Here is a 22,796-nt window from a genome sequence, read left to right on the forward strand (position 1 = left end):
TTAGAGGGGCGTTTCAGAGGTGGAAGGCGATGAACGCAAATTTCAGGCAACAAAAAACCCATTTATGTAAACGGGTTAGTGAAAACAATGAGTTACAAGATAATCAATAAGTTAGGTTAGTGATAAGGAGTGGCGATTACGGGGCAATGCCAACCGCTGCCGCCACTTTGTCGCCATTTGGTAGGGTAGCCAATGGGTTAAAGCGCAGCGCTGTTTCAAGGTGATCAGGGGCCAAGTGAGCATAGCGCATGGTCATTTTTATGTCGTGGTGACCAAGGATTTTCTGAAGAGCAAGGATGTTACCGCCTGACATCATAAAGTGTGCTGCAAACGTATGGCGCAGAACGTGGGTAAGCTGACCGCGCGGCAGCACGATAGAAGTTTTCTCCATCACAGATAAAAACTGGAAGTAGCAGTCAGTAAAGAACTTGAAACCGTCCAAGGCAATGATTTCCTCATACAACTCTTTGCTGATTGGAATGCTGCGGTTCTTTTTGCCCTTAGTCCTGACAAATGTGATCCGGTATTTTGTAACCTGAGAACGAGTCAGGTTTACAGCTTCGCGCCAGCGGGCACCGGTACTCAGACAGATTTTGACAACTAGGGCGAGTAGGGGGCTTTGGCGTTTGCAGTCGCACAAAAGCTCAGTGATTTGTTCATGTGTCAGCCAGGCCATCTCTTTTTCTGCGATGGTGAATTTGCGCATGTTCTCCAATGGGTTTGGCGCAGTCCATTCTCCAAGTCGTGCCAGCTCGCTAAACACTCCGCTCATATAGCTTTGCTCAAGATTGATAGTTACCGGGCTGGCTCCTTTCTTCCATTTTTCGCTAAAGTAGATTTCACCCGTCAGGCGTTTATCGCGATAGTGCGCGAACATTTTGGATGTTAAATCAGTGGCGAGGGGATTTCCGAGAGCATCGACCATCAGGATCAGCTTGTCGTGAACATGCTCGCCTGCGGTCAGAGATTTTCCGTGCAGCTTGTACCAGAGTTCGACGATATCTTTTAGCGTCCGGCGGTCTACCGATTCGCCCAGCCAGGGTTTCGCCTCAGTCTCATCCATCATGTGCCGTTCAAACGCTAACGCTTCACCTTTACTAGCGAACTGCCTACGCACGCGGCGTCCGCTACGACCTGCGGGATAGCATTCACAAATCCATTTTCCGGTGGTGAGTTTTCGTACTGACATAAAAAATGCCCTCCTTTTGGAGAGCATTTTTACTGTATGTATAAACAGTGTCAATGTATGATGTTAAGAACCTTATACATCATAGGTATCGGTATGACTGCGGTGCTGTTATGTTGTCACCTAATGAACTTAGCAAACGTGGTTGTTCATAGACTTTCAAATCACCGATCTTAATCGCAAAGGCTTTATCCCTGCTTTGAAAGTAAGAATCAAAAAATTGTTTACTGATACCCGCATAACGGCTGGTTTTTTTCCAGACATTGCTGGGTTTATCTTCAATAACATCAGCAATATCGAACTCAGCAACAATCATCCCTACAGGCATTGTTGAATAAATAACCACAGATTTAACATCTGGATTTTTGAAGATTCCTTTTCTGAACTCAAATTTTTTTGTTCCATCAAGAATCTTTTCAACAAATTCAGGTTTAATTGACAATAATACTTTCATCTACAGCACCAAGTTTAATAATGTTGTCAAATTCTCTGTCGGTTAATTTTAATACACCCCAATATGCTTGTGGATTTAAACCAACGTCTTCTATTAGTTTAGCACGAGTGATTCTTTTCGGTAAAGCAAGATTATATGTAAAACTTATAATATAGGGGTATTTCTTTGTTTTATAAAAACTTCTCAATTCTGTTTCGGTAAATACACTATACCGAGCACAATATTTAATAAAATCTTGCTCTGTTGGGAATGAAAAAATATCTCTAACATCTTCTACGACACATAGAGATGTAGCAACAGAACGATAATGAGCTGGACCTTTTTTATCTGAAGTTCGATAAATTACGAGAATGTCATGCATTTTTATATTTGCTACATCTTGCATGGCGCAGATGTAAATTTTTCTTATACTGTTAGCGTGAGACACGTCAGTAATAATATCTGGAGATTCAGTTATAAGTTTTGAGTCTGGGAATAGACGAGTATGAAAATCTGGATAAATAGATAGTAAGTATTTGTTTTCTTTATGTCTGTTGTTGATGAAGGGATAGTCGGCAAGAAGGTCTCCAGTGAGATCATCTGTGCTCATTTCTCTTACTAAAACATTTTCAATACCATTTTCAGATTCTTTTTTTCCGTATTTTATAAACCCATAATTTAAAAAAAGTTTAATCAGGTAATCATGCTTGTCAAAAACTGTTACATATATATCGTTCACTTTTTCACTTAATGCGTGGTCAAATATCTTTTTCAAAAAACGTTGACCTCGCAATGTACCTTTCGTATTAAACTTAAAGGTCCCTATTTTGAGATGTTTTAAATCAGCCAATGAAGGGTTAACATCAGTAACCTCGCCATCTTCAATTTTTAGATACATGAATCCATCAATTGAATCATCCTCATTGTAGAGCACGTATGCTTTTTCTCTTAGATCTTTTGCTTTTTTGTGAAACCATTCTACAAAACCAGCTTTATAGTCAGCTTTCAATGAGTCAAAAAAAGCATCGTCAAAGTTTACTTCATTAAAACTAATGTGCTTTAAATTTTCCATTTTAATCTCCATGTCTCATTGAAAAGTCATTTTCTAAATTTAATGAAATGTGCGATTATATATAATGCTATTAACGATAGTGAACCGTAAATAAATAGGTTTTTATCTAAGCTTTCTGTTGGTACAAATTTCATAACAAATGTTATTGCTGCGCCGTAGAAAATGTATGCAAATATTTTGCTTAGTTTAGATTTCGTGTTTTTAAATTTTACGACGACAGAAAAATCATTAAGTCTCGAATTTATATCATTTGATATTTTCCAATGATATATCATTGGGTCATGAGACCCGAAAGATACGCCTTTGCTAAAATATTTTGTCCATGTCTCAGACTCTAAAATTCTTGAACCTTTATAATTTGAACCGGATGCGGAACAGTCATCAACCATATCGCGGATTATAAAAATATGGCATTTCAAAGGGGTACAAGCGGCGCTAGCAAGAGTTGTGGCTATTTCGGAGGGCAGGTTTCTTTGCTCATTAACCCTAAAATCGATGATATCAGACCGCTCAATACTACTCTTAAGGAAGAGATCTTTGGGGTAAAATGTTTTCACTAAAAGACCGATATCTTCTTTATTAATTTGGACACGGAATCTTAAATAGTGATTGCAAGCATCTTCGGAAGAGAGACAATCCTTGAGTTTAAAGGCTAGTAAGGTGCCATTGTGGATTTTTGTTATCTTGACTCTATGATCAAGCTCGCCGCCGCTAAATGATAACTTAGTATTAACAACTAAGTCTCCTTTATTGGCGAGCACTAATTTTAAATGTCTACCATCTACTGTTTTAGTGTCAATAAGGTATTCATTGAAAACTGCAGTTACGAGATCTCTGCTTGATTCAAGGTTTTCACTAAGATCAGAAAAAAAATTATTTTCTTTTTCGAATGGTAGGAATATACATATTGCCCCATGCTTAGCAATGGTTTCATCTTCAGGCTTTTTGAATGTGATGCCAAAATCTAAATAGCCAAATTTATGAGCGCTTATGTTCCAAAAATTAATATGCAACTCTTCAATGAAATTCTTATGTTCAGAGTTGTAGGTCGAGCCTGAACTACTATGATAATCCCTACACCCCCAGACCGCAAAACTTCGTGACATATCGATTTCCTTTGTCAGTAACGGTTTTAATTCAAATTGACCAGTAAGTAAAAATGGCATCGTGCAATTGGGTTTAGTTCACTGATAAAGCACTCAAATGAATGGCATGGATTGGGTGCTCCAACCTTGACCCTTCCTACAGGTATTCTCGTAAGTTCTCTAATACTCACTTTCCCTTCTATCTCTACCACCCACTTACCATCGGTCACTTCGTGAAAATGTTGATCAGCTAAATAGAGCTGATCTGAATCCATGATTACGATAGGTTTTCGCAAAGAATCTGGCACCAACGCTTTGTCGAGTAGGTAAAAATTTGAATCTAATAATTTCCCATCTTTGATTTTTTTTCGAGGTACGGAAAACAAATCAGCAAGAACATTTTCATTTGCTGATTGGATACCTAAAGATTTTTGGGGTGGCTTAGGACTCCCAGTTCCAAATGAAAGCCACTCAACTGGGACTCCGGTCTCAATTGAGCACTTTATTATCCAGTCAGCAGGGAACACGTCTCTCATCCATCTGGTGCTCATCGTGCTTGTTGAAATCCCAAGCCGCTCACAAAGAGCCTTACGAGTACTTACTCCGTAGGCCTCAAGCATACGAAGAATAGCCTCACGGCCACCATTGTTAAAATCCATTAATGCTCCTTTGGAACCTTACATGTTGACAAACTCCAAATGAGACGTAATATTGCTGCTGAAGCTCATTTGGAGTCTTCACTATTGAACACCGCTAGACACGGTTTACTTACTTAAAAAGGAATCTTGCATCATGACTCCTCACATTTCAATCACGTTGACTGTTCCTTCCGTATCAATTGAAAAATATAGCGAACTTACTGGGCTATCAATTGACACAATCAATGACATGCTAGCGGATGGTCGCTTGATACGGCACCGCTTACGCAAAGATAAAAAGCGCGAAAAAGTTATGATCAACATTGCGGCTATGACTGTCGATGCGCTCTCAGATTGCAACGTGTCCATCAATTAGTTCGATTTTGAGACCGACTGAGGGCAATGACTATGTTTGATTATCAAACCTCCAAACATGCGCACTTTGATGCGGCTTGCCGAGCATTTGCGATTGAGCACAATCTGGAAGATGTGGCCGCTGCTGTTGGCATGAGGCCGCAGATCCTGCGCAACAAATTGAATCCAGCACAGCCACACCGTTTAACCTGTGACGAGCTTTTAGCTATTACGGATTACACCGAAGATGCGCGTTTACTGGATGGAATGCTGGGGCAGATTAACTGCCTTCCATCCGTACCAGTGAACAATGCCACAGAAGGCAACATGCAGTTGTGCGCACTGAGTGCCACAGCCTGTGTGGGCGCAATTGCTGGGGAAGCCGTATCAACTGGTCATATGACCGCCGCCCGCCGTACACAAATTCTGGATCGCGCTCGCGATGCAATCCGTAGCTTATCCGTGCTGGCTTATACCGTTGAAAGCCGTATCCAGTCTGCGCCTGTTCTGGCCGCAGCGGTGGATCTGGTGACGGCTAACGCCACCGGCTTGATGTGAGGGAGCACCATGAAAGCGTTTGTTACTTACCTCAAAAAAGAATCACCAGCCATGCAACGGCCAAGTGGTTCAACGGGCTGGATAGAACTGCCGAACGGTCAGCGCTGGAATCCTAGCCACACGTATAAATTCAATGCGCATGAGTCTGTTCGAATGAAAGGCGGGGTGGTTTTACGTTTCTTGCCAACAAAAGTCCGTCGCCTGGTTAGGTGTATAGGGGGGCGCTATGGCAATTAGTCAGGAACAGCAACAGCGCGGACTGGATCAGATTAAAAAGATTCGCCGCAAATACTTCAATACCAGCAGTGAGGCTGCTGACTGGTGGGACAAATTAACACCGGAATGGCGCGGGGTAGTTCTCCATGCCGCCGCTGTTAATTCTGGCTTGAGTGTATTCAAAGCCCACTTAAGCAAATGCTGCTGGCGGGAACTGTTTGAGCGTCTGGATTACCGGGCAATGATTCAGCTGCGCTGCGGCATTTCCCGTGCGCGTCTGACGATGAATGGATTCGGGTCATTGCGTGACAGTGATTTTTCTAAAAGTACCGCGAACCGTCCAATAAAGCGGGTTTATCCAATCAATAACAATCGGGGTCCGCAGATGATTATCGCGCCTCATATCGTCCATAAGTTACAACAACAGGGGAATCTCTGATGGCCATTATTTCCGTTGAAGGTAAATCGTTAGGGGCTGAGCTGGCCGTGTGGGGCGTTCCACATAATTATGCCGTGGCGTTTGCAGAGAAAAGCACCAGCAAAAACGGTCGCATTGCGCTGCATCCGTTCTTCTTTAATGACACTGAGCACATGACTAATCCGCGTCACTGGCTGGCAATCAATGCCGCTTTCTGGTGCTGCGTGTACCGCGAGGCCGAAAGCAAAGAAGCACAGATTGAAGCGCTGGCTGGGATCCGTGCAATTTTCTACACGGCCGGTGCGTTGGGTGTTGGCGAAATTAAAGCACTGATCCAGGAGTGGTGGCGGACAACGTACGAGCTGCACCTTATTCCTGCACCGAACCATTCCGCCGTCACTGTACAACCCGCTTTTCACTAATTAACAACATGATTTTTTTGGGCCACAGCTTAGGTGGCCGGGGATTCTTTTGCCTTAAGGAAACCAAAATGCACATGACACGTCAGGATTTACCCGCAACAAAATCAGGCACTGACCTGCTGGCTATGCTCACCCAAGCCACGCAGGAAGGTAAAGCCGCTGCTGCTGATCTGTGTTCCACCCGTCTGGATAAGCTGGCCACCCATGCAGCCAATGAAGGTTTAAGCGCAACGGAAATCATTGAGTTAATCCGCGAAGAAGCCGCAGCGATTTGCAGTAAAGGCGGTGCAGCATGGCAGTAAAAACTCCGCTTAAGTGGGTGGGCAGCAAAGCCCGCCTTATGCCGCAGTTGCTTCCCCATCTGCCGGAGGGTAAGCGCCTGATAGAACCTTTTGCCGGTTCCTGTGCTGTCATGATGAATACGGATTATGACGAGTATCTGATAGCTGATGTGAATCCTGACCTTGTTAATCTGTATAAGACGATGGCTTATCACACTGATGCATTGCTCATTGAGCTGGAGGCTTTATTTTCTGCCGGTTCATTAGGTGATGAAGAAAACAGGGCAATTTTCTATTACGCGGTGCGTGATGCCTTCAATCAGTCCGGCAAATACTTTGGTTCTGAATCTGTGGAAGCTGCGGCGCGTTTTCTTTATCTGAATCGTCACTGCTTCAATGGCCTGTGTCGATACAATCGCCGTGGTCAGTTCAATGTTCCGTTTGGTAAGTACAAAAAAACCTACTTTCCTGCTGATGAAATCCGCGCTTTTGCAGAAAAAGCGAAACGTGCAACGTTCATTACTGCCAACTATTCAGAAACGCTTGATTTGGTAAGGGACGGGCATGACGTTGTTTATTGTGATCCGCCTTACCTGACTGATACCGACAATTTCACCGCTTACCATGAGCGCGGTTTTTCGCACATGGATCAGGGACGGCTGGCGCGTAGGCTGCGCCGCCTGACTGAGCGTGGGATTAAGGTTGTCGCGTCAAACAGCGATCTGGAAATGGTGCATTACCTGTATGCAGGATTTGAAGCTGTTCGGGTAAATGCGCCACGTAGTGTGGGTGCAGCAGCGGCAAGCCAGAAAGTGGCTGCTGAGCTGATTCTTAAGTCACCTGCTAACCCTGCGATCGATGTTCGGGCGGTGGTGGCATGATGACGGAAATTATTACCGGCTTTTATGCCTTGTTTGCCTGTATTACTTTCGCCTTTCTCTTATGGGACGAATGCCAGGACGAATTTGATCACGATGCTGAGGACTTAGGGCTAATCACTCTGAGTGCGGTTTTCTGGCTACCACTGGTAACGGCTGTACTTGTGGCCTTCCTGATTGATTTCTGGCGGAAGTGGGTTAACCGTGGCTGATATGCTGGAGCCTGGCCAACACCATGCCGTCAATGCCTGGCGGCGTGAAACCTTTGCGCCTAGTACCCCGTCAGATGCGACGATCACCGAACGCCGCCTGTGGGCTGTTAACCCACAGGATTATGAATGGCGTTCCCAGTACCTGCATGAGATACCCGACTGGTTAGCCGGGTATTTCGGCAACCGTTACGAAAAGCTGCTGTCTGGTCGTGACGGGCGTCGCCGTGCCAATACGTTCCTGCGCAAAACTATCGGCGGGAATGTATTGCCACGTCTGCGCAAAGTGGCTGCACGTTACAAACTGGCCGCTGATGCACTTGATCTTCCTTTCGGTAAGTCGCTGGAGCGACTGCCGTCACTTGACCGCCCGGAACTCAAAAAACTGGCTGGCCAGATATCTGGCTGGATCTCCCAGTCACTGTATGACTTTACCGATCAGTTTGTAGGCAGCACTGACGATGCCGCAGAGCTGCGCCGCCGTACGCTGGAGTCTTACCGCCATTTATGCACGTGTTCCCTGATGCTGAACAATCAACCGCCGTACTGGGCTGAACATGAAGCTAATGGCGGGCAACTGGAAACGCGTAAGGCTGAATCCGGGATCCTCCGCATGATGGCACCAGAATGGTGGTATCTGCGTCTTAAGCGGGCGCGGGATATGCAGCGTGAGCATATGGCCATTGCAGTGGGGCAGGTACAGAAAGCGGCCAGCGCTTATGTGTCCCGTAAAACCCTGGGCGAATGGATAGACCAGAAAAAGCGGAACCTTGAGTTCTTCAAAAAGTTTGACCTGCTGAATGATGAAGGGCTGCGTATTGCACTGGACAGCATGGTGCATCGCAGCGTTGCTAATCCGGCGATCCGTCGCTGTGAGCTAATGGTAAGAATGAGAGGGTTTGAAGATATGGCCAATGAAGAAGGGCTGGCCGGTGAGTTTTACACCATCACCGCGCCATCGCGATTCCATGCGGTACACAGCAAAGGGGGCTTTGTTTCACAGTGGGATGGCTGCACCCCGCAGGATACCCAGCGCTACTTATGTGGTGTATGGGCGAAAGCCCGCGCAGCCATTTCCCGGGCTGGTATCCATGTTTTTGGTTTTCGTGTGGTAGAGCCTCACCACGATGGGACACCGCACTGGCATATGCTGCTTTTTATGCGTCCTGGTGACGTGGATACCGTGCGCGATATTCTTTGCTATCACGCCAGAATTACCGATTCCGAAGAACTGCAAACGCCAAACGCGCTAAAGGCACGTTTCCATGTTGAAGCCATCGATCCCGCTAAAGGTTCGGCTACGGGTTACATCGCCAAATACATATCCAAAAACATTGATGGTTTTGCGCTGGATGGTGAACAGGACGACGAAACAGGGGAGAACCTACGGGACATGGCCAAGTCCGTTTCTGCATGGGCTTCACGCTGGCGCATTCGCCAGTTTCAGCAGATTGGTGGTGCGCCGGTGACAGTCTGGCGTGAGCTGCGTCGGTTGCGTGATCAGGTACTGACTGACCGCAGAATGGATGCGGTTCTGGCTGCTGCGGATGTTGGGGACTGGGCGGCATATACCCAGTCGCAGGGTGGCGCACTGGTTGCCCGCCGCGATCTGGTTGTTCGTCTGGCTTATGAAATCACTGAGCAGGGTAATGAATACGCAGAGGACGTGCAGCGCGTTCAGGGTGTCTATTCTCCATTAGTTCCAGATTCAGCGATATGTACGCGACTGGTGAAGTGGCAGAAGGTAGCGAAGTTGGCCGAAGCGCCAGCGGAGGCGGGTTTTTCTGGCGGCAACGCCGCCCCTTGGAGTTCTGTCAATAACTGTACGGAGGGTGGAACCCGCAGACGGTTAAAACTGGAATTGCGCAGCCGGGGTTTTGAAGGTTCTGACGATGAAATAGCGATTCTCATGCGGGGCAGTGGTTTGAGATTTGGCCAGGCGGCGTTGATTTACCGTAATGGCAGGTTACAGGAGACACGAAACGAGCCAATGCACGAGCTGTGGCCGGGGTGGTTGTAGCCTCGTAAGTCTGTGATACATCAATGTTTGTCAACGAATAGCAGCAAAAATCACTTTCACATTTTGTGCTTAAATGTATACTGTATGAATATACAGTTATTCTGTTTTTAGGAGGATGCTTGTGCAGGATTTGTTTATGGAAACTATCGCATTGCAGCGGATTGCGTTGTTTACCAGGTTGATCGCCAAAAGTAATTGCACTGGATGTGAAAAGGACATTGCACTTGCCTGGCTAAGCGAGCTGACTTCAGATCTGGAAAGTAAACTTGATGAATATGAAAGTAAAAACCCCCGGGAAGGGGGCTTATCAGGCGGCGGGAGTCGCTTTCAGTAGGTCTAATGCCATTTGACGCTGATCGGGTGACAGTGCATTCAATATTTTCTGCACCATTGCATCACCCGTTTTCGCGCTGGGGCTGAGAGTGTGGGAGAACGTCAGATTCATCACAAACGTATGGCCACACTCCACATCTGAACAGGCGCAGTAAATATCCGCAATCTGCCGGTGCTTCCGGTTTGTTTTACGAATAACAGCCTTTGAGCCGCATTCCGGGCATTCGATTTTCAGAACTCGCATATTCCATGCTCCAGCTGTTAAATAATGCCTGGATTTTAGCCTTTTTCGCCTCATGCCGCATCCTTATCCGTTGATTCTGTGTAACTTAAATCAAAGTGAAGGTGCAGACGTTCCGGTATTTCGGGATCGTTGTTCACGGCAGTCATAAACCGACGCTGAATAGGCGCTATCTCGCTTTTCTTGTAAATCCTTTCCGCCTTTTCAACATCCCCCAGACCGGCAGTGTTCTGCGGGACAATTCCGGCCAGCCCAGCGGGAAAGCGGTGCGCGTTGAGAATGTCCTGCGCACTGATGTTTTTGATGTTGGCAAATTCATCTTTTGCAGAGATATCACCCATTTCTATGAACTTGATCGCATCCCCATCCCCGCCTGGAATGTTCACCAGAATAGTGGAGAAGTTGCCAATACCTTTGCTGTCACGCAGCTGCTGTTCAATTTCTTCTTCCATTTCATCCGTCATGCTGGGATCACGTGTATAGAGAATGCCGCCAGTATGAGCGCCGTTGTGGTAGTAGCGGCGGCGGAAAATGACGGCTTCACTGTTAAGCAATGCCGAGTGTACGCCGCCGATATAGTCGGGCAGTCCGTAAATATGCTGCTGCGGGTCGTACATCTTGATAAAGATGATATCTTCCTGCGGCCATACCTGCGGTTCACCGTCCTGCAATACCACATAATCGCCGGGCTGGTCTGTGGCGTTGTCCCTGACTTTACGGCGGCGGATATACAGGCCGGGTAAAGGTTCCAGGGCAATCACATCCCCCCATCCGTTGCGGATTTTGCCAATCGCAATATCCCCGAAGGTTGTATAGTCAAACGCTGCGGCTTCCAGTTGGTCGTAAGTCAGGCCACCGCCCAGATAATCAGACACAATCATATTTTTCCGGGCGTGGATGATGCCGCCATGCTGACCGTTCAGATTGATAAGCTGTGCCAGTGCCAGCCGGTCAATAGGCTGGGTAAAGTGATCGGCGGCATTGTCGTACCAGATGTCGCGGTAATCCGTGCCGGTGGTCAGCACAGGTTCCGGTTTGCCGAACGTAATGATGCTCATTTTTTTGGACTTATCGCCGCGCGGGTTGCGCTTAACGAAGCGGTTTTTTTTACTCATGCAGCCTCTTTCCTTACACCCCAGCGGGATTTCGGTTTGTTTTCGTAGTTGAGTGGTTCGTTATGCAGGGCGTGGGTAATGGCCCAGAACGCCTCAGCGTGGCCAGTGTCCTGGCTGCGGTCAGCGACAAATGTCATGGCGTTACCGCTTTGCGTGGTGGTGCGGCGTACAGCCATAAAGCTGGCCGGGATCTCTTTCAGGTTTTTGTCCCATTCAATACGCTGGCTTTCCACCACGTCCGCCGCTTTCAGTACCAGCTGATTTTTCGTGTTCATGTCGTAACGAATGGCGACGGCCACGCGCATGGCAAAATGCTGGATGTTGTCAAAAACACCCTGGCCAATACCGGTAACGTCAACTCCCAGATAGGTGAAGTTGTATTTTTTAAACAGCAGTTCGATCTGCCTGGCCTGATACCGGCCGCAGTGAAAATGGCCGCTTTGTTCGTCAGGTTGGCGTGGACGGCAATGACTATTCACTGGTTGAAACGGACAGCTGCGCCGCACTGCGCTGGGATCTGCTTTCGGTCTGGGCCAATGCCGGTAAGGACGAAAACGAGTTTTACAACCTGGTCCAGGCGTTTACCACACAGGCGTTTGCGCTGGATATGCTGCGTATTGGTTTTAACGGTAAGAGCCGTGCCAAAACGACGAATCCAACGGATAACCCGAACGGCGAAGATGTCAACATCGGCTGGCATGAGCGTATGAAAACGCTGCTGGGTGGTAATCAGATTATGACCGATCCGGTCGTGCTGGATGAAGCCGGGGATTACAAGTCACTGGATGCAATGGCTTCTGACCTGATTAACGCCAAGATTCCGGCACAGTTCCGCAATGACCCGCGCCTGGTGGTTCTGGTCGGTGCTGATCTGGTTGCTGCTGAACAATACCGACTGTATCAGGCGGCAGACCGCCCGACTGAGAAAATTGCGGCGCAGATGCTGGGCAGCACTATTGCTGGCCGTCCTGCTGTTATCCCGCCGTTTATGCCGGGTAAACGTATGGTCGTCACGCCGCTTTCTAATTTGCATATCTACACCCAGCGCAACACCCGCATGCGTAAGGCGGAATTTGTTGAAGACCGTAAGCAGTTCGAAAACAAATACCTGCGTAATGAAGGCTATGCGGTTGAAGTGCCGGAGTTGTATGCGGCCATTGATGAATCCGCCGTGACCATCGGCAAGGTTTCCGAACCAGCAGAGGGCTGACAAATGGCACTTTCTCCCGCGCAGCGTCACAGCCAGCGCATAGCGATGGAACAAAAGCTGAAACGCAGCCAGGCACTGGAAACCACGGAAAGCATGCACCTGCTGATTAAGGCGCTGGAAACGGATGTGGAACATGCCCGTAACCTGCCGACAATCGCGGATCGCGTTGAGTTTAAACGGGATGTGTTGCTGCCGCGCTGGATGCCGACTGTGGAAGCGTATCTGGAAAGCGGGCAGGTGTACGCCAACCCGGTATTTGCCTGGTGTGTTATCTGGCTGTTTGACGTGGGCGATCTGGATAAGGCGCTGGACTGGGCTGTGGTACCCGGATTATGACGGTTTTTACTGGGCTGACGGGCGAACGCTGGATGTGGAAGGCGGCGATTACCAGTCGATTGAAACCCTGCGTGTTGCCGATAAAGCGGCGCGTCGTGTACGTCTGCTGGCTATCAGCAAAATTGCGGATCGTTCACTGAACAGCACACCGGGCAGCATTGCTGCACACCAGACGCTGTTTGCACGTCCACTGCGTGAAATGTCCACAGCGGCCAGTATCAATGGCGTGTCATTTCCGGGGGAAGTGAAGCCGCCGCAGGAGGGTGATGTGACCATTGTCTGGAAGAACAAAAAGACGGTGGATATTTATCTGGTGGTACGCACCTGGGAAGTTCCGCTGCAAATCACCATCAGTCTGTTACTGGATGCCAGTCTGGAGGGCGCTGCATGAGTAAACGTATTTCGGGTATGTCGTTTGATACCTATCTTGATGGCGATCTGATCCATATCGAGAAAATCACACTCGATATCACGGATAACAGCGCCGCCGCCCAGACCCGTGGTGTGCCGGATGGCCATGTCGATGGTGATGTAGCCGCAGAGGGAGAAATTGAAGTCAGTTCCAAGGTGCTGGGCGTACTGACGGCCAAAGCCCACGCCGCAGGTTCGTGGCGTGGTATTCCGCCGCTGGATTTTCTTTTCTATGCCAAAGCGGGCAGCGAAGAAATGAAAGTGGAATCGTTCGGCAACAAACTCCAGCTAAGTAATCTGCTGGATATCGATCCAAAGGGCGGCGGTGTGGCGACACACAAAATCAAATATTTTGTGACCAGTCCCAAGTTCGTGAACATCAACGGTGTGCCGTATCTGGAAGCGGAAGCCACGGAAAACCTGATCGGATAAGGAAGCCGGAATGCAGGAACATGAAAAGAGCCTTTATTCACTGCTGATTATGGGGGCGCTCATTGCTGTTGCGAAGGTGCTGGCCAGTGATGATCCCATTACACCGCGCCTGTTTATCAGCCGTGTGATCCTGGGCAGTTTTGTTTCAGTCATCGCTGGCGCGGTGCTGATTCAAATCCCGGAGGCCAGCCCGCTGGCAATTCAGGGACTGGGGGCAGCGCTGGGTATTGCCGGTTATCAGGCTGTTGAAATGTGGCTGCGCAGACGTGCAGCGGGAAAGAAGAACGGGAGCGTGACAAATGACCCTGAGTGAAAAGCAGCAGCTGTTTACCGTCATGGTGGCCAACCTGATCCACTGGGCGGAAGAACGCGGCTACCGGCTGACGTTTGGTGAAGCGTACCGCACCCCGGAACAGGCGGCGCTGAACGCGAAGAAGGGCAGCGGCATTTCTAACAGTCTGCACACCCAGCGTCTGGCCGTGGATTTTAATCTGTTTGTGAACGGCCAGTACCAGACCCGTACAGAGGACTATCTGCCACTGGGGGAATACTGGGAATCACTGGGCGGAAGCTGGGGCGGGCGCTTCAAATCCAGACCGGATGGTAATCATTTCAGCCTGGAACATAACGGGGTGCGCTGATGAGTCACGCGCAGTGGCTGGTTGTAGTAGCGCTGGCGTTTGCTTGGGGCTGGCTGACTGCTGACTGGCGGCGAGACAGCCTGGAGCTGGCAATCAACACGGCGGCGCAGGTGGCGGGTAATGAATCGCGAAAGATGATGCAGGGCATTGCCAGTGATTCCGCCAGGGCGCTGGAAGATAAACTGGAGGCGCTAAGAAATGCGCAACCGCGAGAGATCCGCACGGAAGTGCTTAAGCCGGTTTTTACTAACAGGTGCCTGTCTGATGATTTTGTCAGCATGTACAACAGCGCCGTCGCCGGTACCGAACGTGCGTTATCAGGAAAACCTGAAAACACGATGCGCCACGCAGCTGCCGCGTCTGAACGGGGCAACAGGTAAAGATGCAGCGGAACTGCTGACTGTTTACCTTGAAATATATGGCCAGTGTGCGGCGCGTCATAATCAGTTAGTCGATGAAATTAATTTAAGAGAGCGTGTTATTTATGGAACAAATTAAACTGAGTGTTTGTGGTGCAGATATTGTTTTTGAACCTAATCAGACTGCTTACAATAAACTGATTAATGAAATGGCAATGGATAATAAAGTTGCACCTGCAAATAATTATCTGATGCGTATTGTTACCCCGGAAACGAAAGAAGCACTGATTGACGTATTAAAACATCCGGGTGCAGCGTTGCAACTGGTCAGTAAAGTTAATGATATTTACGCGCCGGAACTGGAGATTGAAGTAAAAAACTGACAAAACGAGTCCATGATATTGAACGAAATGGACTCGAACAGTATTTAATTCTTCGCCGTCATTATTTACCACATGGTCAGGATTCCGTTGACGATATTGCCGCCGCTATATGGCTGGATAACCGTCACTGGGAATATACGGGAATAGCCGTGGCTAATGGCGTGGCTAAAGCATTTAAAGGCACTGAATGAAACAGTTAGATTTTACATTAAGCCTTATTGATAAATTGTCCCGCCCGTTAAAACAGGCGCAGGGCAACGTAACGGGCTTTGCTGAAAAATCAAAAGAAGCCTTTATGCAGATTGGTGGCGGCGTTCTGGCGCTGGCGGGTATTCCGATCTGCTTTTGCGATGGTTTACCGGCTACGTGGAACGCTCGCAACCAGCCGAAAATGGTTTTCAGCGTCTGTTTGTGCGCGAGCTGGTTGGCGTATTTGAAAGGATGTGGCCATGTTCTTTTCAACATCCCACTTTGCGCAAAGTAGCCAGCTGGCTGGAGGAAAACAGCGGAATTGTGGTCAGTGTGCCGGATGCCCCCTACAGCGATAAGCCGATCCCGCATTTCACCCATAACGGCACGGGTTATCAGTTGCTGAATAATCTGGGCAGGGCATTCAGTATTCAGGATTACATCTGGTACCAGTTGCCGGATGGTTCCCTGTATGTGGGCGGTGCGGAAAAAGCGATGTTTGCCGGTCGTCCGGTCGATATCCCGGCAGAGTTCAGCCAGGATGCTGCTGGCGGTAATTCCATGACGCTGCCGGTGATCCAGAGTCTGCGGCCGGGTGTGGAGCTGAACGGGGAGCGTGTGACCAAAGTTCATCTGACCAATGACACAATGGCCGTCACCTGGACACCCAGAAACCGCGCGACAGGTCAGCCATTACAGAAAACACCGGCACAGCGCCAGATTGAAAGCCATTACCCGGAGCTGGCTTCCGGGCTGCACCTGCCAAAACTGGCCAGAGTGGTGGCACCCAGTGAAACTGTGAAAAGCGGTAATTTTGCCGATCCGTTCCGGCCGCGCTATGCCGTTGATGTGCAGCTGCTTGATGCAGACGGCAACCCGGACAACCAGACGCCGGTTTATTCTGCGGTGCCGCTGCCGGTTCCTATGGCCGGGAATGACTCAGGCATGTTCCAGTTTCCGCCAGAAGGGACGCTGGTTGAAGTTGCGTTTACCGGAGGGCGACCGGATAAACCTTTTATCAGGCAGACGCTGCCGGATGGTACCAGTCTGCCGGATGTTAAACCCGGCGAGCAGCTGCAACAGCAGCGGGCGGAAGTATCGCAACGTGTCACCCAGGCTGGCGACTGGGTGAGGCAGACCGATCAGACCATCAGCGAAACATCGATGACGCGGACGGTCAAGGCCGATACGGAACGGCGCGATCTGGTTAGCCGTGAAACGACCGTTAAAGCCACTGACAAAACCACTGTACTGGGCACTGCCACCCTGATGGCCGGAGCCATTCAGCAGGTCAGTGCAGGGGATTATAGCCAGGCCGTGAAAGGCAACAGGCTGGCCAGCATTGAAGGAAATGACGAAACTGACATAACCGGGAAACAATCCACTAAGGTGGCCGGAGCCGTGGATGTTGATGTAGGGGGAACCCTGACTGAAAAGATTGCCGCATTGCGTAAATCGGTGGCGGCGGGCGGTCAGCAGATTATGGGGCCAACCGTCCATATTGGCAGTGAGAGCGTCAACACGTTGACCATGATGCTGGACACCATTGATTTACTGGCCGAGCTGGCGCAGCAGTGTGCGAGCCATTCACACCCCAGTGTTGGTACGCCAACCAATGCCGGAGCATTCACACAGACGGCGGAGAAGGCCGGACAGACCCGGAGTAAGTACCAGAAAATAATCGCCTGATCATCCCATCAGCCCGCGCATAATGCGGGCTTTTTTGTGCCCATCCCCAGACCTCACCAGACGCATTCTAAGCACTTCTTTTATCTGACCGCGACCGCGTAACACCACAAAAGGATCTGTGCTGTCACGTTACGCTGACGGCGCTACACGCTGACAAAATAAATCGTTCGCAGACAAAAACGGCACTACACCGCACCCGCCTGCGGTTTCTGGATCGATAAAATTTTTCAGTTTTCATTTTCTACAAAACAGAGCGCCAGACCGCGCTGTGGCTGGCAGCTTCACAGAAAACCAGAACTGAAAAGTATGAAAGGAATTTCAGTGTTTTTCATTTTCAAGGATTGCTTGAGGATCTAAGTGAATTTGCAACATCCAGATAAATAAAGAAATAATTACTTTTCAGCAAGTTGGGAAAGGTTCGGGCTGTGCTATGATGAAGAAAACAAAAAACCCGCGAAACGAGGAACATCGCGGGTTTCGGAACATTTTTTAATTTATCAAAATCTGAAAAATTTTCTCAGTCTTCGCGCATAAACTTTTCGCGAATATATTGATCGGCACTACATAAGCCCCCATTATCTTGCTCATCTTGCGTTAGAGGCTCTCCACAAATGCTACACGTATTGTGTTCAAGGGTAGCACCACACCAAGCACATTTTTGTTCGAAAATCAAAAAGGTATCATGATTGCATTCGTAACAGGTTTCACAAATTGGCTCACTACCATCGCGAGGGTCATAATCATTGGCAACATGAAAAGCGTGATAGAGTTCCGGTGCAATCAGGTCTGCGTAACTGCAACTAACACAGCGATATCTAAATTTATCTTCATGCTGTTTAACAGTAAGTCCTGACGCTAAGTCTTCATCCGCCGCCTTAATGAGTTGTGATCCGCACATCTGGCAATTGCAATCATCTAAATAGATTTGCATCCCATCAGGGATATCTGCGGATTGCCAACTGTCTTCACATTCAGCAAGTTTTTCGTTGTAGAAATCCTTGTGAGCAAGCATCTTTTCCCAAGCCCCACCTAAAACATCCATTGGAACTTGTTGTAACTCATTAGTAATGAAATCACTTAGGACGGGAAAAAGGTCGGCAATAAAGCCTCCTACCTCACCATATGTATGTTGAGGATGTAAGTGTTCTAAGTGATTTCGACAATCTTGTAATTTATTGATTACGTCCCAATCGACATTGATGCCGAACCCTTCAAATCGTTGTTGAATGCCATGGACATCAATTGTTGTTTTCTTGAACTTTCCATCCGGAACCCATCTAACACCACCGTTTCCATCAGATTCGGGCACGATAGGAGGGGGATTGAAGATAACGCTATAAGCATCTGCTGGATCACTAACCGATACAGCAATTTTGTATTTGAACAAAAGCAGCATTCCAGCGAAAAGGTTTCTTACTGACGAGAGTGCTCGTGCTTGATTACCGGAAGGTAGGGTTGACTGCTCAAAGTCTTCAATACCAAGTTGGATAGAAATTAGCGCATTATCGTACAATTTTACAGCATCAAGTGAGGGGGCGGGGATAGCCATAACTAAAATCCTTTTCCAAACGTAACAATTTTATGTACGAAGAAAATACCTTAGGAATTGGCTGAAATGAAGGCATAAAAAATCGTGTCGCCATTTTGTCGCCAGGTATGGTTGGTTTCACTCATAATTAATTGATTTTATAGGTGATAAATTTCAGGCAACAAAAAACCCATCAACCTTGAACCAAAATGGCGGGGTTGATGGGCTCCACAAATTGGGGACATCAAAGAAAAGCAGTGGCAATAGTTATGACTGACGCCTTGAAGAAAAGTTCTGCTTACCTGCAAAAATTTTTCAATTAAGGGAAAATTTCAGCGCTAACCAAGGCCAGGCCAGACAATGACGATGAGTGTCCCCGCTAATGTCAGAAGAACGTTAGCAATCGCGTAAGTCCCGGCATAGCCTAACGCAGGGATGTTGCTGCGTGCGGTGTCGCTGATGATTTCCATTGCTGGAGCACAGGTACGTGCGCCCATCATGGCACCAAACAGCAGGGCACGGTTCATGCGCAATACGTAAGCACCAAACAAGAAACAGATGACAACCGGAACCAGGCTGACTACCAGACCGGCAATCAACATTTGACCACCGACGGCACCCAGGCCATTACCAATGCCACTGCCTGCGCTTAAACCGACGCCTGCCATGAATACCATCAGGCCAAACTCTTTCACCATATTCAGCGCACCCTGTGGGATATAGCCAAATGTGGGGTGGTTGGCTCGCAGGAAGCCCAGCATGATCCCAGCGAACAGCAGTCCAGCCGCATTCCCGATGCCGAAGCTGAAATTACTGAACTGGAAGGTGATCATCCCGATCATCAGACCGATGATAAAGAAGGCGCAGAAGGCCAGCAGATCGGTCACCTGACTGTGAATGGAAATGAAGCCGATACGATCGGCAATGGTTTTCACGCGACGAGCATCACCGCTGACCTGCAACACGTCGCCTTTATTGAGTACGACGTTGTCATCAATAGGCATTTCAATCTGGCTACGGATCACGCGGTTCAGGAAACAACCATGGTCGGTCAGTTTCAACTGGGCCAGGCGACGACCAACGGCATTGTGGTTTTTCACCACAATTTCTTCAGTGACGATGCGCATATCGAGCAGATCGCGATCGAACACCTCTTTACCGTTACGGAAGCTGGGATCGAGGCGAGCATGGGCGTCCGGATAACCCACCAGGGCTATCTCATCGCCCATTTGCAACACCGCATCACCATCCGGGTTGGCCAGAATGCCGTTGCGACGGATGCGTTCAATGTAACAACCGGTCTGGCGATAAATACCCAGTTCGCGCAGATTTTTACCATCAGCCCATGCCACTAGCTCAGGGCCAACGCGATAGGCGCGGATCACCGGGAGGTACACTTTACGATTGGCGTCGGTGTCCAGACCTCGTTCACGCGCGATTTGTTGGGCGCTGGTTTGCAGATCCTGATGCTGCAGTTTCGGCAAATAGCGCGCACCAACAATCAGGCTGACCAGACCAATCAAATAGGTGAGGGCGTAACCCAGGCTCAGGTTATCGAGAGCGCTTGAAAGTTGTGTCCCTGTCATTCCTGAATGGCGCAAGGTATCACCCGCGCCGACCAGCACCGGCGTTGAGGTCATCGAGCCAGCCAGCATACCCGCCGTCAGGCCGATGTCCCAGCCAAATAGCTTACCCAGCCCCAACGCGATCAGCATTGCGCTACCGACCATCACCAGGGCAAGCATTAGATAATTTTTCCCATCGCGAAAAAAAATCGAAAAAAAGTTGGGACCGGCTTCGACGCCGACGCAAAAAATAAACAGCATAAAGCCGAGATTTAATGCATCGGTGTTAATACTAAAGTGCTGCTGACCTAATAATAGGGAGACCACTAAAACGCCAATGGAATTACCGAGTTGGACTGAACCCAGACGTAATTTGCCCAGACACAGGCCCAGAGCCAGGACCACAAATAATAACAGGATGTAATTCCCATTTAACAAATCTGCGACGTTTATATTCACGGAGACTAACTTCTTGTTTACTAGTAAGCTATTGAAAGAAATGGCAATTTACGCTAATGTTTTTGCCAGAAATTAAGGGGCGATAGCATCGTACACAGCCCCGAATAATGCAGCATAACAATATATGCGGTTAGTTTAATCTCATTACGTATCAACGGCTATAAGAATCGTGTGGGTGTGTTTTTGGCATGGAATGCCGAGTTACTTTATCTGACTGGACGCCTGCGGGCGAAAAGAGTGTTCGATAGAGAATGTGTCAGGAGGAACGATTGAAACATAAGCAAAGTTGGGCGAGTGCGGTCTGCTGCTTTGTGCTCTTTATTGTGGTGTGTCTTTCATTAACGCTGAACGTGAAAGGGGCATTCAGAGCGGCAGGGCATCCTGAGGTCGGATTGTTGTTTTTTATCTTACCTGGTGCTGCAGCAAGCTTTTTTTCCCATCGTCGGGAAGTGCTCAAACCCCTGCTTGGTGCAATGTTGGCGGCGCCGTGCTGCCTGTTACTGATGCGGTTCGTTTTTATGCCGACGCGTTCATTGTGGCAAGAGCTGGCGTGGTTGTTTAGTGCAGTGTTTTGGTGCGCGCTTGGCGCATTATGTTTTTTATTTATCAGTAGCTTATTCAATCAGCATCAACGGCGGAAAAAGAACTGATGACGCCCTCAAGGTGAGGGCGTAGAAACCGCTATCAGGCGAACAGATTCATGTTCTCTTTTGCCCAAGCTTCAAAATCAGTGCAGCCGCCGATGTGTTTTTGATCGACAAAAATCTGCGGAACGGTTTCAACTGGCTTACCTACCGTCTTTTCCAGATCTGCTTTGGTAATTCCTTCAGCATGGATATCAATGTAGCGGAAGTTAAAATCTTCATGCTCACTGCTTAATTTTTCTGCTAATTCTTTTGCGCGCACGCAATACGGGCACCCTGGGCGACCAAAAATAACGGCAAACATCTCTTTCTCCTCGAACTTATCAGGCCGGATGGCAATACTTGTTATGATGCCGCGATTTGTGACGGATGGAAAGCAGGTTCAGCCTGTTGCTTTGATATCCTCAAGCTATATCTGTTAAACACGGCAAGCCGGAACGTTTTATAATGGAAGCCATTTCACCGGGAGGCCGCGTATGCGCACAATTGGTGTATTACCCAAAAGCGTATTGATGCTGGAAATAATTGGGATGGTTTTGTTATCGCTGGCGCTGCTATCGCTTAACGATTACCTCACCTTGCCCGCACCGCTTAACAGCCCGTTAGCCTGCGTGGTGATGATATTTCTGGGCATACTGCTGATGCTCCCTGCTGCGGTGGCGTTGATGTGGCGTGTTGCTCAATTGCTGGCACCGCAACTGATGTCTCGCGCACCCGGTGATTCAACTGATTCAGACAGAGACAAAAGAGATGACTCCAACCATTGATTTACTTCGCAGCCACCGTTCCATTCGCCATTTTACTGATGATGCCATTTCGGATGCACAGCGTGAGGCGATTATTGCCGCCGCTCAGGGAACGTCAAGCTCCAGTTTTCTACAGTGCACGACGATCGTTCGCATAACGGATAAATCCCTGCGTGAATCACTGGCTACCTTATCTGGCGGCCAAAAGCATGTGGCTCAGGCCGCTGAGTTCTGGGTGTTTTGCGCTGATTTTAACCGTCATTTGCAGATTTGCCCTGACGCGCAACTTGGGCTGGCGGAACAGCTGCTGCTGGGCGTGGTTGATACTGCAATGATGGCGCAAAATGCATTGACGGCGGCAGAGTCGCTGGGACTTGGCGGTGTGTTTATTGGCGGTTTGCGTAACAATATTGAGCCGGTCACCGAACTGCTGAAGCTTCCGCAACATGTTCTGCCGCTCTTTGGATTGTGCCTCGGCTGGCCTGCGGATAACCCGGATATCAAGCCGCGGCTGCCCGCGTCGCTTGTGGTGCATGAAAACCAATACCAGCCACTCAACAGCGATGTTTTGGCGCAATATGATGAGCAGCTCGCGCAGTACTATCTGACCCGAGGAAGCAATACCCGTCGCGACACCTGGAGCGATCATATTCGCCGTACCATCATTAAAGAAAGTCGCCCCTTTATCCTGGAATATTTGCATAAACAGGGATGGGCCACGCGCTAAAGATTTTAACCCAGTGTA

The 22,796-nt window shown here is 48.6% G+C and carries 30 protein-coding genes and 5 pseudogenes; 24 read left to right on the forward strand and 11 right to left on the reverse strand.

From position 1 onward, the window contains the following. Positions 1-136: 136 nt before the first annotated feature. The 5 genes from OGY33_RS24450 to OGY33_RS04790 all read right to left on the reverse strand — a co-directional run bounded on the left by OGY33_RS24450 (position 137) and on the right by OGY33_RS04790 (position 4,435). Complete coding sequence (locus OGY33_RS24450; RefSeq protein WP_048225960.1) at positions 137-1,189, reverse strand: phage integrase; 1,053 nt, start codon at positions 1,187-1,189, stop codon at positions 137-139. Between the two features lie 79 nt (positions 1,190-1,268). Then, positions 1,269-1,640: an ASCH domain-containing protein gene (locus OGY33_RS04775; RefSeq protein WP_032428730.1), complete on the reverse strand. Its 372-nt coding sequence runs from the start codon at positions 1,638-1,640 to the stop codon at positions 1,269-1,271. Further along, entirely contained in the window at positions 1,618-2,691 is a 1,074-nt protein-coding gene (locus OGY33_RS04780; RefSeq protein ID WP_048225959.1) for a hypothetical protein, read from the reverse strand. Before OGY33_RS04780 ends, OGY33_RS04775 begins: the two co-directional genes overlap by 23 nt. A 26-nt stretch (positions 2,692-2,717) precedes the next feature. Next, positions 2,718-3,797, reverse strand: coding sequence for a hypothetical protein (locus OGY33_RS04785; RefSeq protein ID WP_048225957.1), 1,080 nt, complete (start codon positions 3,795-3,797; stop codon positions 2,718-2,720). 26 nt (positions 3,798-3,823) lie between these two features. Next, the gene (locus OGY33_RS04790) at positions 3,824-4,435 is read right to left on the reverse strand and encodes a phage repressor protein CI (RefSeq protein WP_048225955.1); all 612 of its coding nucleotides are present in this window, start codon (positions 4,433-4,435) and stop codon (positions 3,824-3,826) included. A 133-nt stretch (positions 4,436-4,568) separates the two neighbouring features. Between OGY33_RS04790 and OGY33_RS04795 the strand changes: the two genes are divergently transcribed. From OGY33_RS04795 to OGY33_RS04840, 10 genes are all read left to right on the forward strand, one after another. Next, complete coding sequence (locus OGY33_RS04795; RefSeq protein ID WP_032411932.1) at positions 4,569-4,790, forward strand: hypothetical protein; 222 nt, start codon at positions 4,569-4,571, stop codon at positions 4,788-4,790. Between the two features lie 32 nt (positions 4,791-4,822). Beyond that, a complete protein-coding gene (locus tag OGY33_RS04800; protein WP_000460873.1) occupies positions 4,823-5,326 on the forward strand; it encodes a phage regulatory CII family protein in 504 nt (167 codons plus the stop codon). A 9-nt stretch (positions 5,327-5,335) separates the two neighbouring features. Next, complete coding sequence (locus OGY33_RS04805) at positions 5,336-5,563, forward strand: phage filamentation protein Fil family protein (RefSeq protein ID WP_172750748.1); 228 nt, start codon at positions 5,336-5,338, stop codon at positions 5,561-5,563. Beyond that, the gene (locus tag OGY33_RS04810) at positions 5,553-5,981 is read left to right on the forward strand and encodes a hypothetical protein (RefSeq protein ID WP_048225952.1); all 429 of its coding nucleotides are present in this window, start codon (positions 5,553-5,555) and stop codon (positions 5,979-5,981) included. Before OGY33_RS04805 ends, OGY33_RS04810 begins: the two co-directional genes overlap by 11 nt. After that, positions 5,981-6,382, forward strand: coding sequence for a hypothetical protein (locus tag OGY33_RS04815; protein ID WP_003838010.1), 402 nt, complete (start codon positions 5,981-5,983; stop codon positions 6,380-6,382). The genes OGY33_RS04810 and OGY33_RS04815 overlap by 1 nt, the downstream gene beginning before the upstream one ends. 68 nt (positions 6,383-6,450) lie before the next feature. Beyond that, on the forward strand, positions 6,451-6,684 hold the full coding sequence (locus OGY33_RS04820; RefSeq protein WP_048225950.1) for a DUF2732 family protein: 234 nt from the start codon (positions 6,451-6,453) through the stop codon (positions 6,682-6,684). Next, positions 6,675-7,544 carry a DNA adenine methylase gene (locus tag OGY33_RS04825; RefSeq protein WP_048225948.1) on the forward strand — a complete coding sequence of 290 codons (870 nt, stop codon included), beginning with the start codon at positions 6,675-6,677 and terminating at the stop codon, positions 7,542-7,544. Before OGY33_RS04820 ends, OGY33_RS04825 begins: the two co-directional genes overlap by 10 nt. Next, positions 7,541-7,753, forward strand: a complete 213-nt coding sequence (locus OGY33_RS04830; protein ID WP_048225947.1) for a hypothetical protein — start codon at positions 7,541-7,543, stop codon at positions 7,751-7,753. The genes OGY33_RS04825 and OGY33_RS04830 overlap by 4 nt, the downstream gene beginning before the upstream one ends. 1 nt (position 7,754) lies before the next feature. After that, positions 7,755-9,770: a replication endonuclease gene (locus OGY33_RS04835; protein WP_191239029.1), complete on the forward strand. Its 2,016-nt coding sequence runs from the start codon at positions 7,755-7,757 to the stop codon at positions 9,768-9,770. Between the two features lie 136 nt (positions 9,771-9,906). Then, positions 9,907-10,104, forward strand: coding sequence for a hypothetical protein (locus tag OGY33_RS04840; protein ID WP_001742468.1), 198 nt, complete (start codon positions 9,907-9,909; stop codon positions 10,102-10,104). On the opposite strand, the gene OGY33_RS04845 is transcribed toward OGY33_RS04840, so the two are convergent. The 3 genes and pseudogenes from OGY33_RS04845 to OGY33_RS04855 all read right to left on the reverse strand — a co-directional run. Beyond that, complete coding sequence (locus OGY33_RS04845; protein WP_191238718.1) at positions 10,078-10,401, reverse strand: Ogr/Delta-like zinc finger protein; 324 nt, start codon at positions 10,399-10,401, stop codon at positions 10,078-10,080. The genes OGY33_RS04840 and OGY33_RS04845 overlap by 27 nt on opposite strands. Continuing rightward, complete coding sequence (locus OGY33_RS04850) at positions 10,398-11,459, reverse strand: phage portal protein (protein ID WP_086551032.1); 1,062 nt, start codon at positions 11,457-11,459, stop codon at positions 10,398-10,400. Before OGY33_RS04850 ends, OGY33_RS04845 begins: the two co-directional genes overlap by 4 nt. Beyond that, positions 11,456-11,878: pseudogene (locus OGY33_RS04855) on the reverse strand (phage terminase large subunit family protein); the annotation flags it as partial. The pseudogene OGY33_RS04855 and the gene OGY33_RS04850, both read right to left, overlap by 4 nt. Between OGY33_RS04855 and OGY33_RS04860 the strand changes: the two are divergent. The 11 genes and pseudogenes from OGY33_RS04860 to OGY33_RS04905 all read left to right on the forward strand — a co-directional run. Continuing rightward, positions 11,869-12,669, forward strand: a pseudogene (locus OGY33_RS04860) (phage major capsid protein, P2 family); the annotation flags it as partial. The pseudogenes OGY33_RS04855 and OGY33_RS04860 overlap by 10 nt on opposite strands. Before the next feature lie 3 nt (positions 12,670-12,672). Next, positions 12,673-12,987, forward strand: a pseudogene (gene gpM / locus OGY33_RS04865) (phage terminase small subunit); the annotation flags it as partial. Further along, positions 12,986-13,396: pseudogene (locus OGY33_RS04870) on the forward strand (DUF2586 family protein); the annotation flags it as partial. The pseudogenes gpM and OGY33_RS04870, both read left to right, overlap by 2 nt. Next, a complete protein-coding gene (locus tag OGY33_RS04875; RefSeq protein ID WP_191238713.1) occupies positions 13,393-13,848 on the forward strand; it encodes a phage protein in 456 nt (151 codons plus the stop codon). The pseudogene OGY33_RS04870 and the gene OGY33_RS04875, both read left to right, overlap by 4 nt. Positions 13,849-13,858: 10 nt before the next feature. Next, complete coding sequence (locus OGY33_RS04880) at positions 13,859-14,161, forward strand: phage holin family protein (protein WP_001738730.1); 303 nt, start codon at positions 13,859-13,861, stop codon at positions 14,159-14,161. Further along, on the forward strand, positions 14,148-14,489 hold the full coding sequence (locus tag OGY33_RS04885; RefSeq protein WP_000175561.1) for a M15 family metallopeptidase: 342 nt from the start codon (positions 14,148-14,150) through the stop codon (positions 14,487-14,489). The genes OGY33_RS04880 and OGY33_RS04885 overlap by 14 nt, the downstream gene beginning before the upstream one ends. Beyond that, positions 14,489-14,869 carry a hypothetical protein gene (locus OGY33_RS04890; protein ID WP_086551038.1) on the forward strand — a complete coding sequence of 127 codons (381 nt, stop codon included), beginning with the start codon at positions 14,489-14,491 and terminating at the stop codon, positions 14,867-14,869. Before OGY33_RS04885 ends, OGY33_RS04890 begins: the two co-directional genes overlap by 1 nt. After that, complete coding sequence (locus OGY33_RS04895) at positions 14,799-14,987, forward strand: hypothetical protein (RefSeq protein ID WP_024137079.1); 189 nt, start codon at positions 14,799-14,801, stop codon at positions 14,985-14,987. The genes OGY33_RS04890 and OGY33_RS04895 overlap by 71 nt, the downstream gene beginning before the upstream one ends. Next, positions 14,974-15,231, forward strand: a complete 258-nt coding sequence (locus OGY33_RS04900) for a putative phage tail assembly chaperone (RefSeq protein WP_191238712.1) — start codon at positions 14,974-14,976, stop codon at positions 15,229-15,231. The genes OGY33_RS04895 and OGY33_RS04900 overlap by 14 nt, the downstream gene beginning before the upstream one ends. A gap of 47 nt (positions 15,232-15,278) precedes the next feature. Next, entirely contained in the window at positions 15,279-15,422 is a 144-nt protein-coding gene (locus tag OGY33_RS24545) for a DUF6890 family protein (protein WP_370922079.1), read from the forward strand. A gap of 136 nt (positions 15,423-15,558) precedes the next feature. Beyond that, positions 15,559-17,109, forward strand: a pseudogene (locus tag OGY33_RS04905) (hypothetical protein); the annotation flags it as partial. A 517-nt stretch (positions 17,110-17,626) separates the two neighbouring features. Here OGY33_RS04905 and OGY33_RS04910 read toward each other — a convergent pair. After that, positions 17,627-18,658: a hypothetical protein gene (locus tag OGY33_RS04910; RefSeq protein WP_191238705.1), complete on the reverse strand. Its 1,032-nt coding sequence runs from the start codon at positions 18,656-18,658 to the stop codon at positions 17,627-17,629. Between the two features lie 317 nt (positions 18,659-18,975). Further along, a complete protein-coding gene (locus tag OGY33_RS04915) occupies positions 18,976-20,661 on the reverse strand; it encodes an aspartate:alanine antiporter (RefSeq protein ID WP_003831652.1) in 1,686 nt (561 codons plus the stop codon). 269 nt (positions 20,662-20,930) lie between these two features. Between OGY33_RS04915 and OGY33_RS04920 the strand changes: the two genes are divergently transcribed. Further along, positions 20,931-21,311 (forward strand): inner membrane protein YbjM, encoded by a 381-nt coding sequence (locus tag OGY33_RS04920; protein ID WP_003035356.1) that lies wholly within the window; start codon positions 20,931-20,933, stop codon positions 21,309-21,311. Between the two features lie 34 nt (positions 21,312-21,345). On the opposite strand, the gene OGY33_RS04925 is transcribed toward OGY33_RS04920, so the two are convergent. Further along, positions 21,346-21,609: a GrxA family glutaredoxin gene (locus OGY33_RS04925; protein ID WP_008784241.1), complete on the reverse strand. Its 264-nt coding sequence runs from the start codon at positions 21,607-21,609 to the stop codon at positions 21,346-21,348. A 172-nt stretch (positions 21,610-21,781) separates the two neighbouring features. Here OGY33_RS04925 and OGY33_RS04930 point away from each other — a divergent pair, with 172 nt between their 5' ends. Together OGY33_RS04930 and nfsA are read left to right on the forward strand one after the other, a co-directional pair. Continuing rightward, complete coding sequence (locus tag OGY33_RS04930) at positions 21,782-22,072, forward strand: DUF1418 family protein (protein WP_048214588.1); 291 nt, start codon at positions 21,782-21,784, stop codon at positions 22,070-22,072. Next, positions 22,056-22,778, forward strand: a complete 723-nt coding sequence (gene nfsA, locus OGY33_RS04935; protein ID WP_008784243.1) for a nitroreductase NfsA — start codon at positions 22,056-22,058, stop codon at positions 22,776-22,778. Before OGY33_RS04930 ends, nfsA begins: the two co-directional genes overlap by 17 nt. Positions 22,779-22,796 lie beyond the last annotated feature (18 nt).

This window comes from Citrobacter sp. Cpo032 (genome assembly GCF_030332975.1).
In the GTDB taxonomy this organism is placed as follows: Bacteria; Pseudomonadota; Gammaproteobacteria; order Enterobacterales; family Enterobacteriaceae; genus Citrobacter; species Citrobacter portucalensis.

Coding starts and splice junctions, on each gene's coding strand:
- OGY33_RS04790 (WP_048225955.1), bottom strand. CDS start 4,435: ATGGATTTTAACAATGGTGGCCGTGAGGCTATTCTTCGTATGCTTGAG.
- OGY33_RS04820 (WP_048225950.1), top strand. CDS start 6,451: ATGCACATGACACGTCAGGATTTACCCGCAACAAAATCAGGCACTGAC.
- nfsA (WP_008784243.1), top strand. CDS start 22,056: ATGACTCCAACCATTGATTTACTTCGCAGCCACCGTTCCATTCGCCAT.
- OGY33_RS04805 (WP_172750748.1), top strand. CDS start 5,336: ATGAAAGCGTTTGTTACTTACCTCAAAAAAGAATCACCAGCCATGCAA.
- OGY33_RS04810 (WP_048225952.1), top strand. CDS start 5,553: ATGGCAATTAGTCAGGAACAGCAACAGCGCGGACTGGATCAGATTAAA.
- OGY33_RS04890 (WP_086551038.1), top strand. CDS start 14,489: ATGAGTCACGCGCAGTGGCTGGTTGTAGTAGCGCTGGCGTTTGCTTGG.
- OGY33_RS04875 (WP_191238713.1), top strand. CDS start 13,393: ATGAGTAAACGTATTTCGGGTATGTCGTTTGATACCTATCTTGATGGC.
- OGY33_RS04925 (WP_008784241.1), bottom strand. CDS start 21,609: ATGTTTGCCGTTATTTTTGGTCGCCCAGGGTGCCCGTATTGCGTGCGC.
- OGY33_RS04930 (WP_048214588.1), top strand. CDS start 21,782: ATGCGCACAATTGGTGTATTACCCAAAAGCGTATTGATGCTGGAAATA.
- OGY33_RS04900 (WP_191238712.1), top strand. CDS start 14,974: ATGGAACAAATTAAACTGAGTGTTTGTGGTGCAGATATTGTTTTTGAA.
- OGY33_RS04850 (WP_086551032.1), bottom strand. CDS start 11,459: ATGAGTAAAAAAAACCGCTTCGTTAAGCGCAACCCGCGCGGCGATAAG.
- OGY33_RS04825 (WP_048225948.1), top strand. CDS start 6,675: ATGGCAGTAAAAACTCCGCTTAAGTGGGTGGGCAGCAAAGCCCGCCTT.
- OGY33_RS04830 (WP_048225947.1), top strand. CDS start 7,541: ATGATGACGGAAATTATTACCGGCTTTTATGCCTTGTTTGCCTGTATT.
- OGY33_RS04885 (WP_000175561.1), top strand. CDS start 14,148: ATGACCCTGAGTGAAAAGCAGCAGCTGTTTACCGTCATGGTGGCCAAC.
- OGY33_RS04795 (WP_032411932.1), top strand. CDS start 4,569: ATGACTCCTCACATTTCAATCACGTTGACTGTTCCTTCCGTATCAATT.
- OGY33_RS04815 (WP_003838010.1), top strand. CDS start 5,981: ATGGCCATTATTTCCGTTGAAGGTAAATCGTTAGGGGCTGAGCTGGCC.
- OGY33_RS04785 (WP_048225957.1), bottom strand. CDS start 3,797: ATGTCACGAAGTTTTGCGGTCTGGGGGTGTAGGGATTATCATAGTAGT.
- OGY33_RS04780 (WP_048225959.1), bottom strand. CDS start 2,691: ATGGAAAATTTAAAGCACATTAGTTTTAATGAAGTAAACTTTGACGAT.
- OGY33_RS04845 (WP_191238718.1), bottom strand. CDS start 10,401: ATGAGGCGAAAAAGGCTAAAATCCAGGCATTATTTAACAGCTGGAGCA.
- OGY33_RS04800 (WP_000460873.1), top strand. CDS start 4,823: ATGTTTGATTATCAAACCTCCAAACATGCGCACTTTGATGCGGCTTGC.
- OGY33_RS04775 (WP_032428730.1), bottom strand. CDS start 1,640: ATGAAAGTATTATTGTCAATTAAACCTGAATTTGTTGAAAAGATTCTT.
- OGY33_RS04840 (WP_001742468.1), top strand. CDS start 9,907: ATGGAAACTATCGCATTGCAGCGGATTGCGTTGTTTACCAGGTTGATC.
- OGY33_RS04835 (WP_191239029.1), top strand. CDS start 7,755: ATGCTGGAGCCTGGCCAACACCATGCCGTCAATGCCTGGCGGCGTGAA.
- OGY33_RS24450 (WP_048225960.1), bottom strand. CDS start 1,189: ATGTCAGTACGAAAACTCACCACCGGAAAATGGATTTGTGAATGCTAT.
- OGY33_RS04910 (WP_191238705.1), bottom strand. CDS start 18,658: ATGGCTATCCCCGCCCCCTCACTTGATGCTGTAAAATTGTACGATAAT.
- OGY33_RS04880 (WP_001738730.1), top strand. CDS start 13,859: ATGCAGGAACATGAAAAGAGCCTTTATTCACTGCTGATTATGGGGGCG.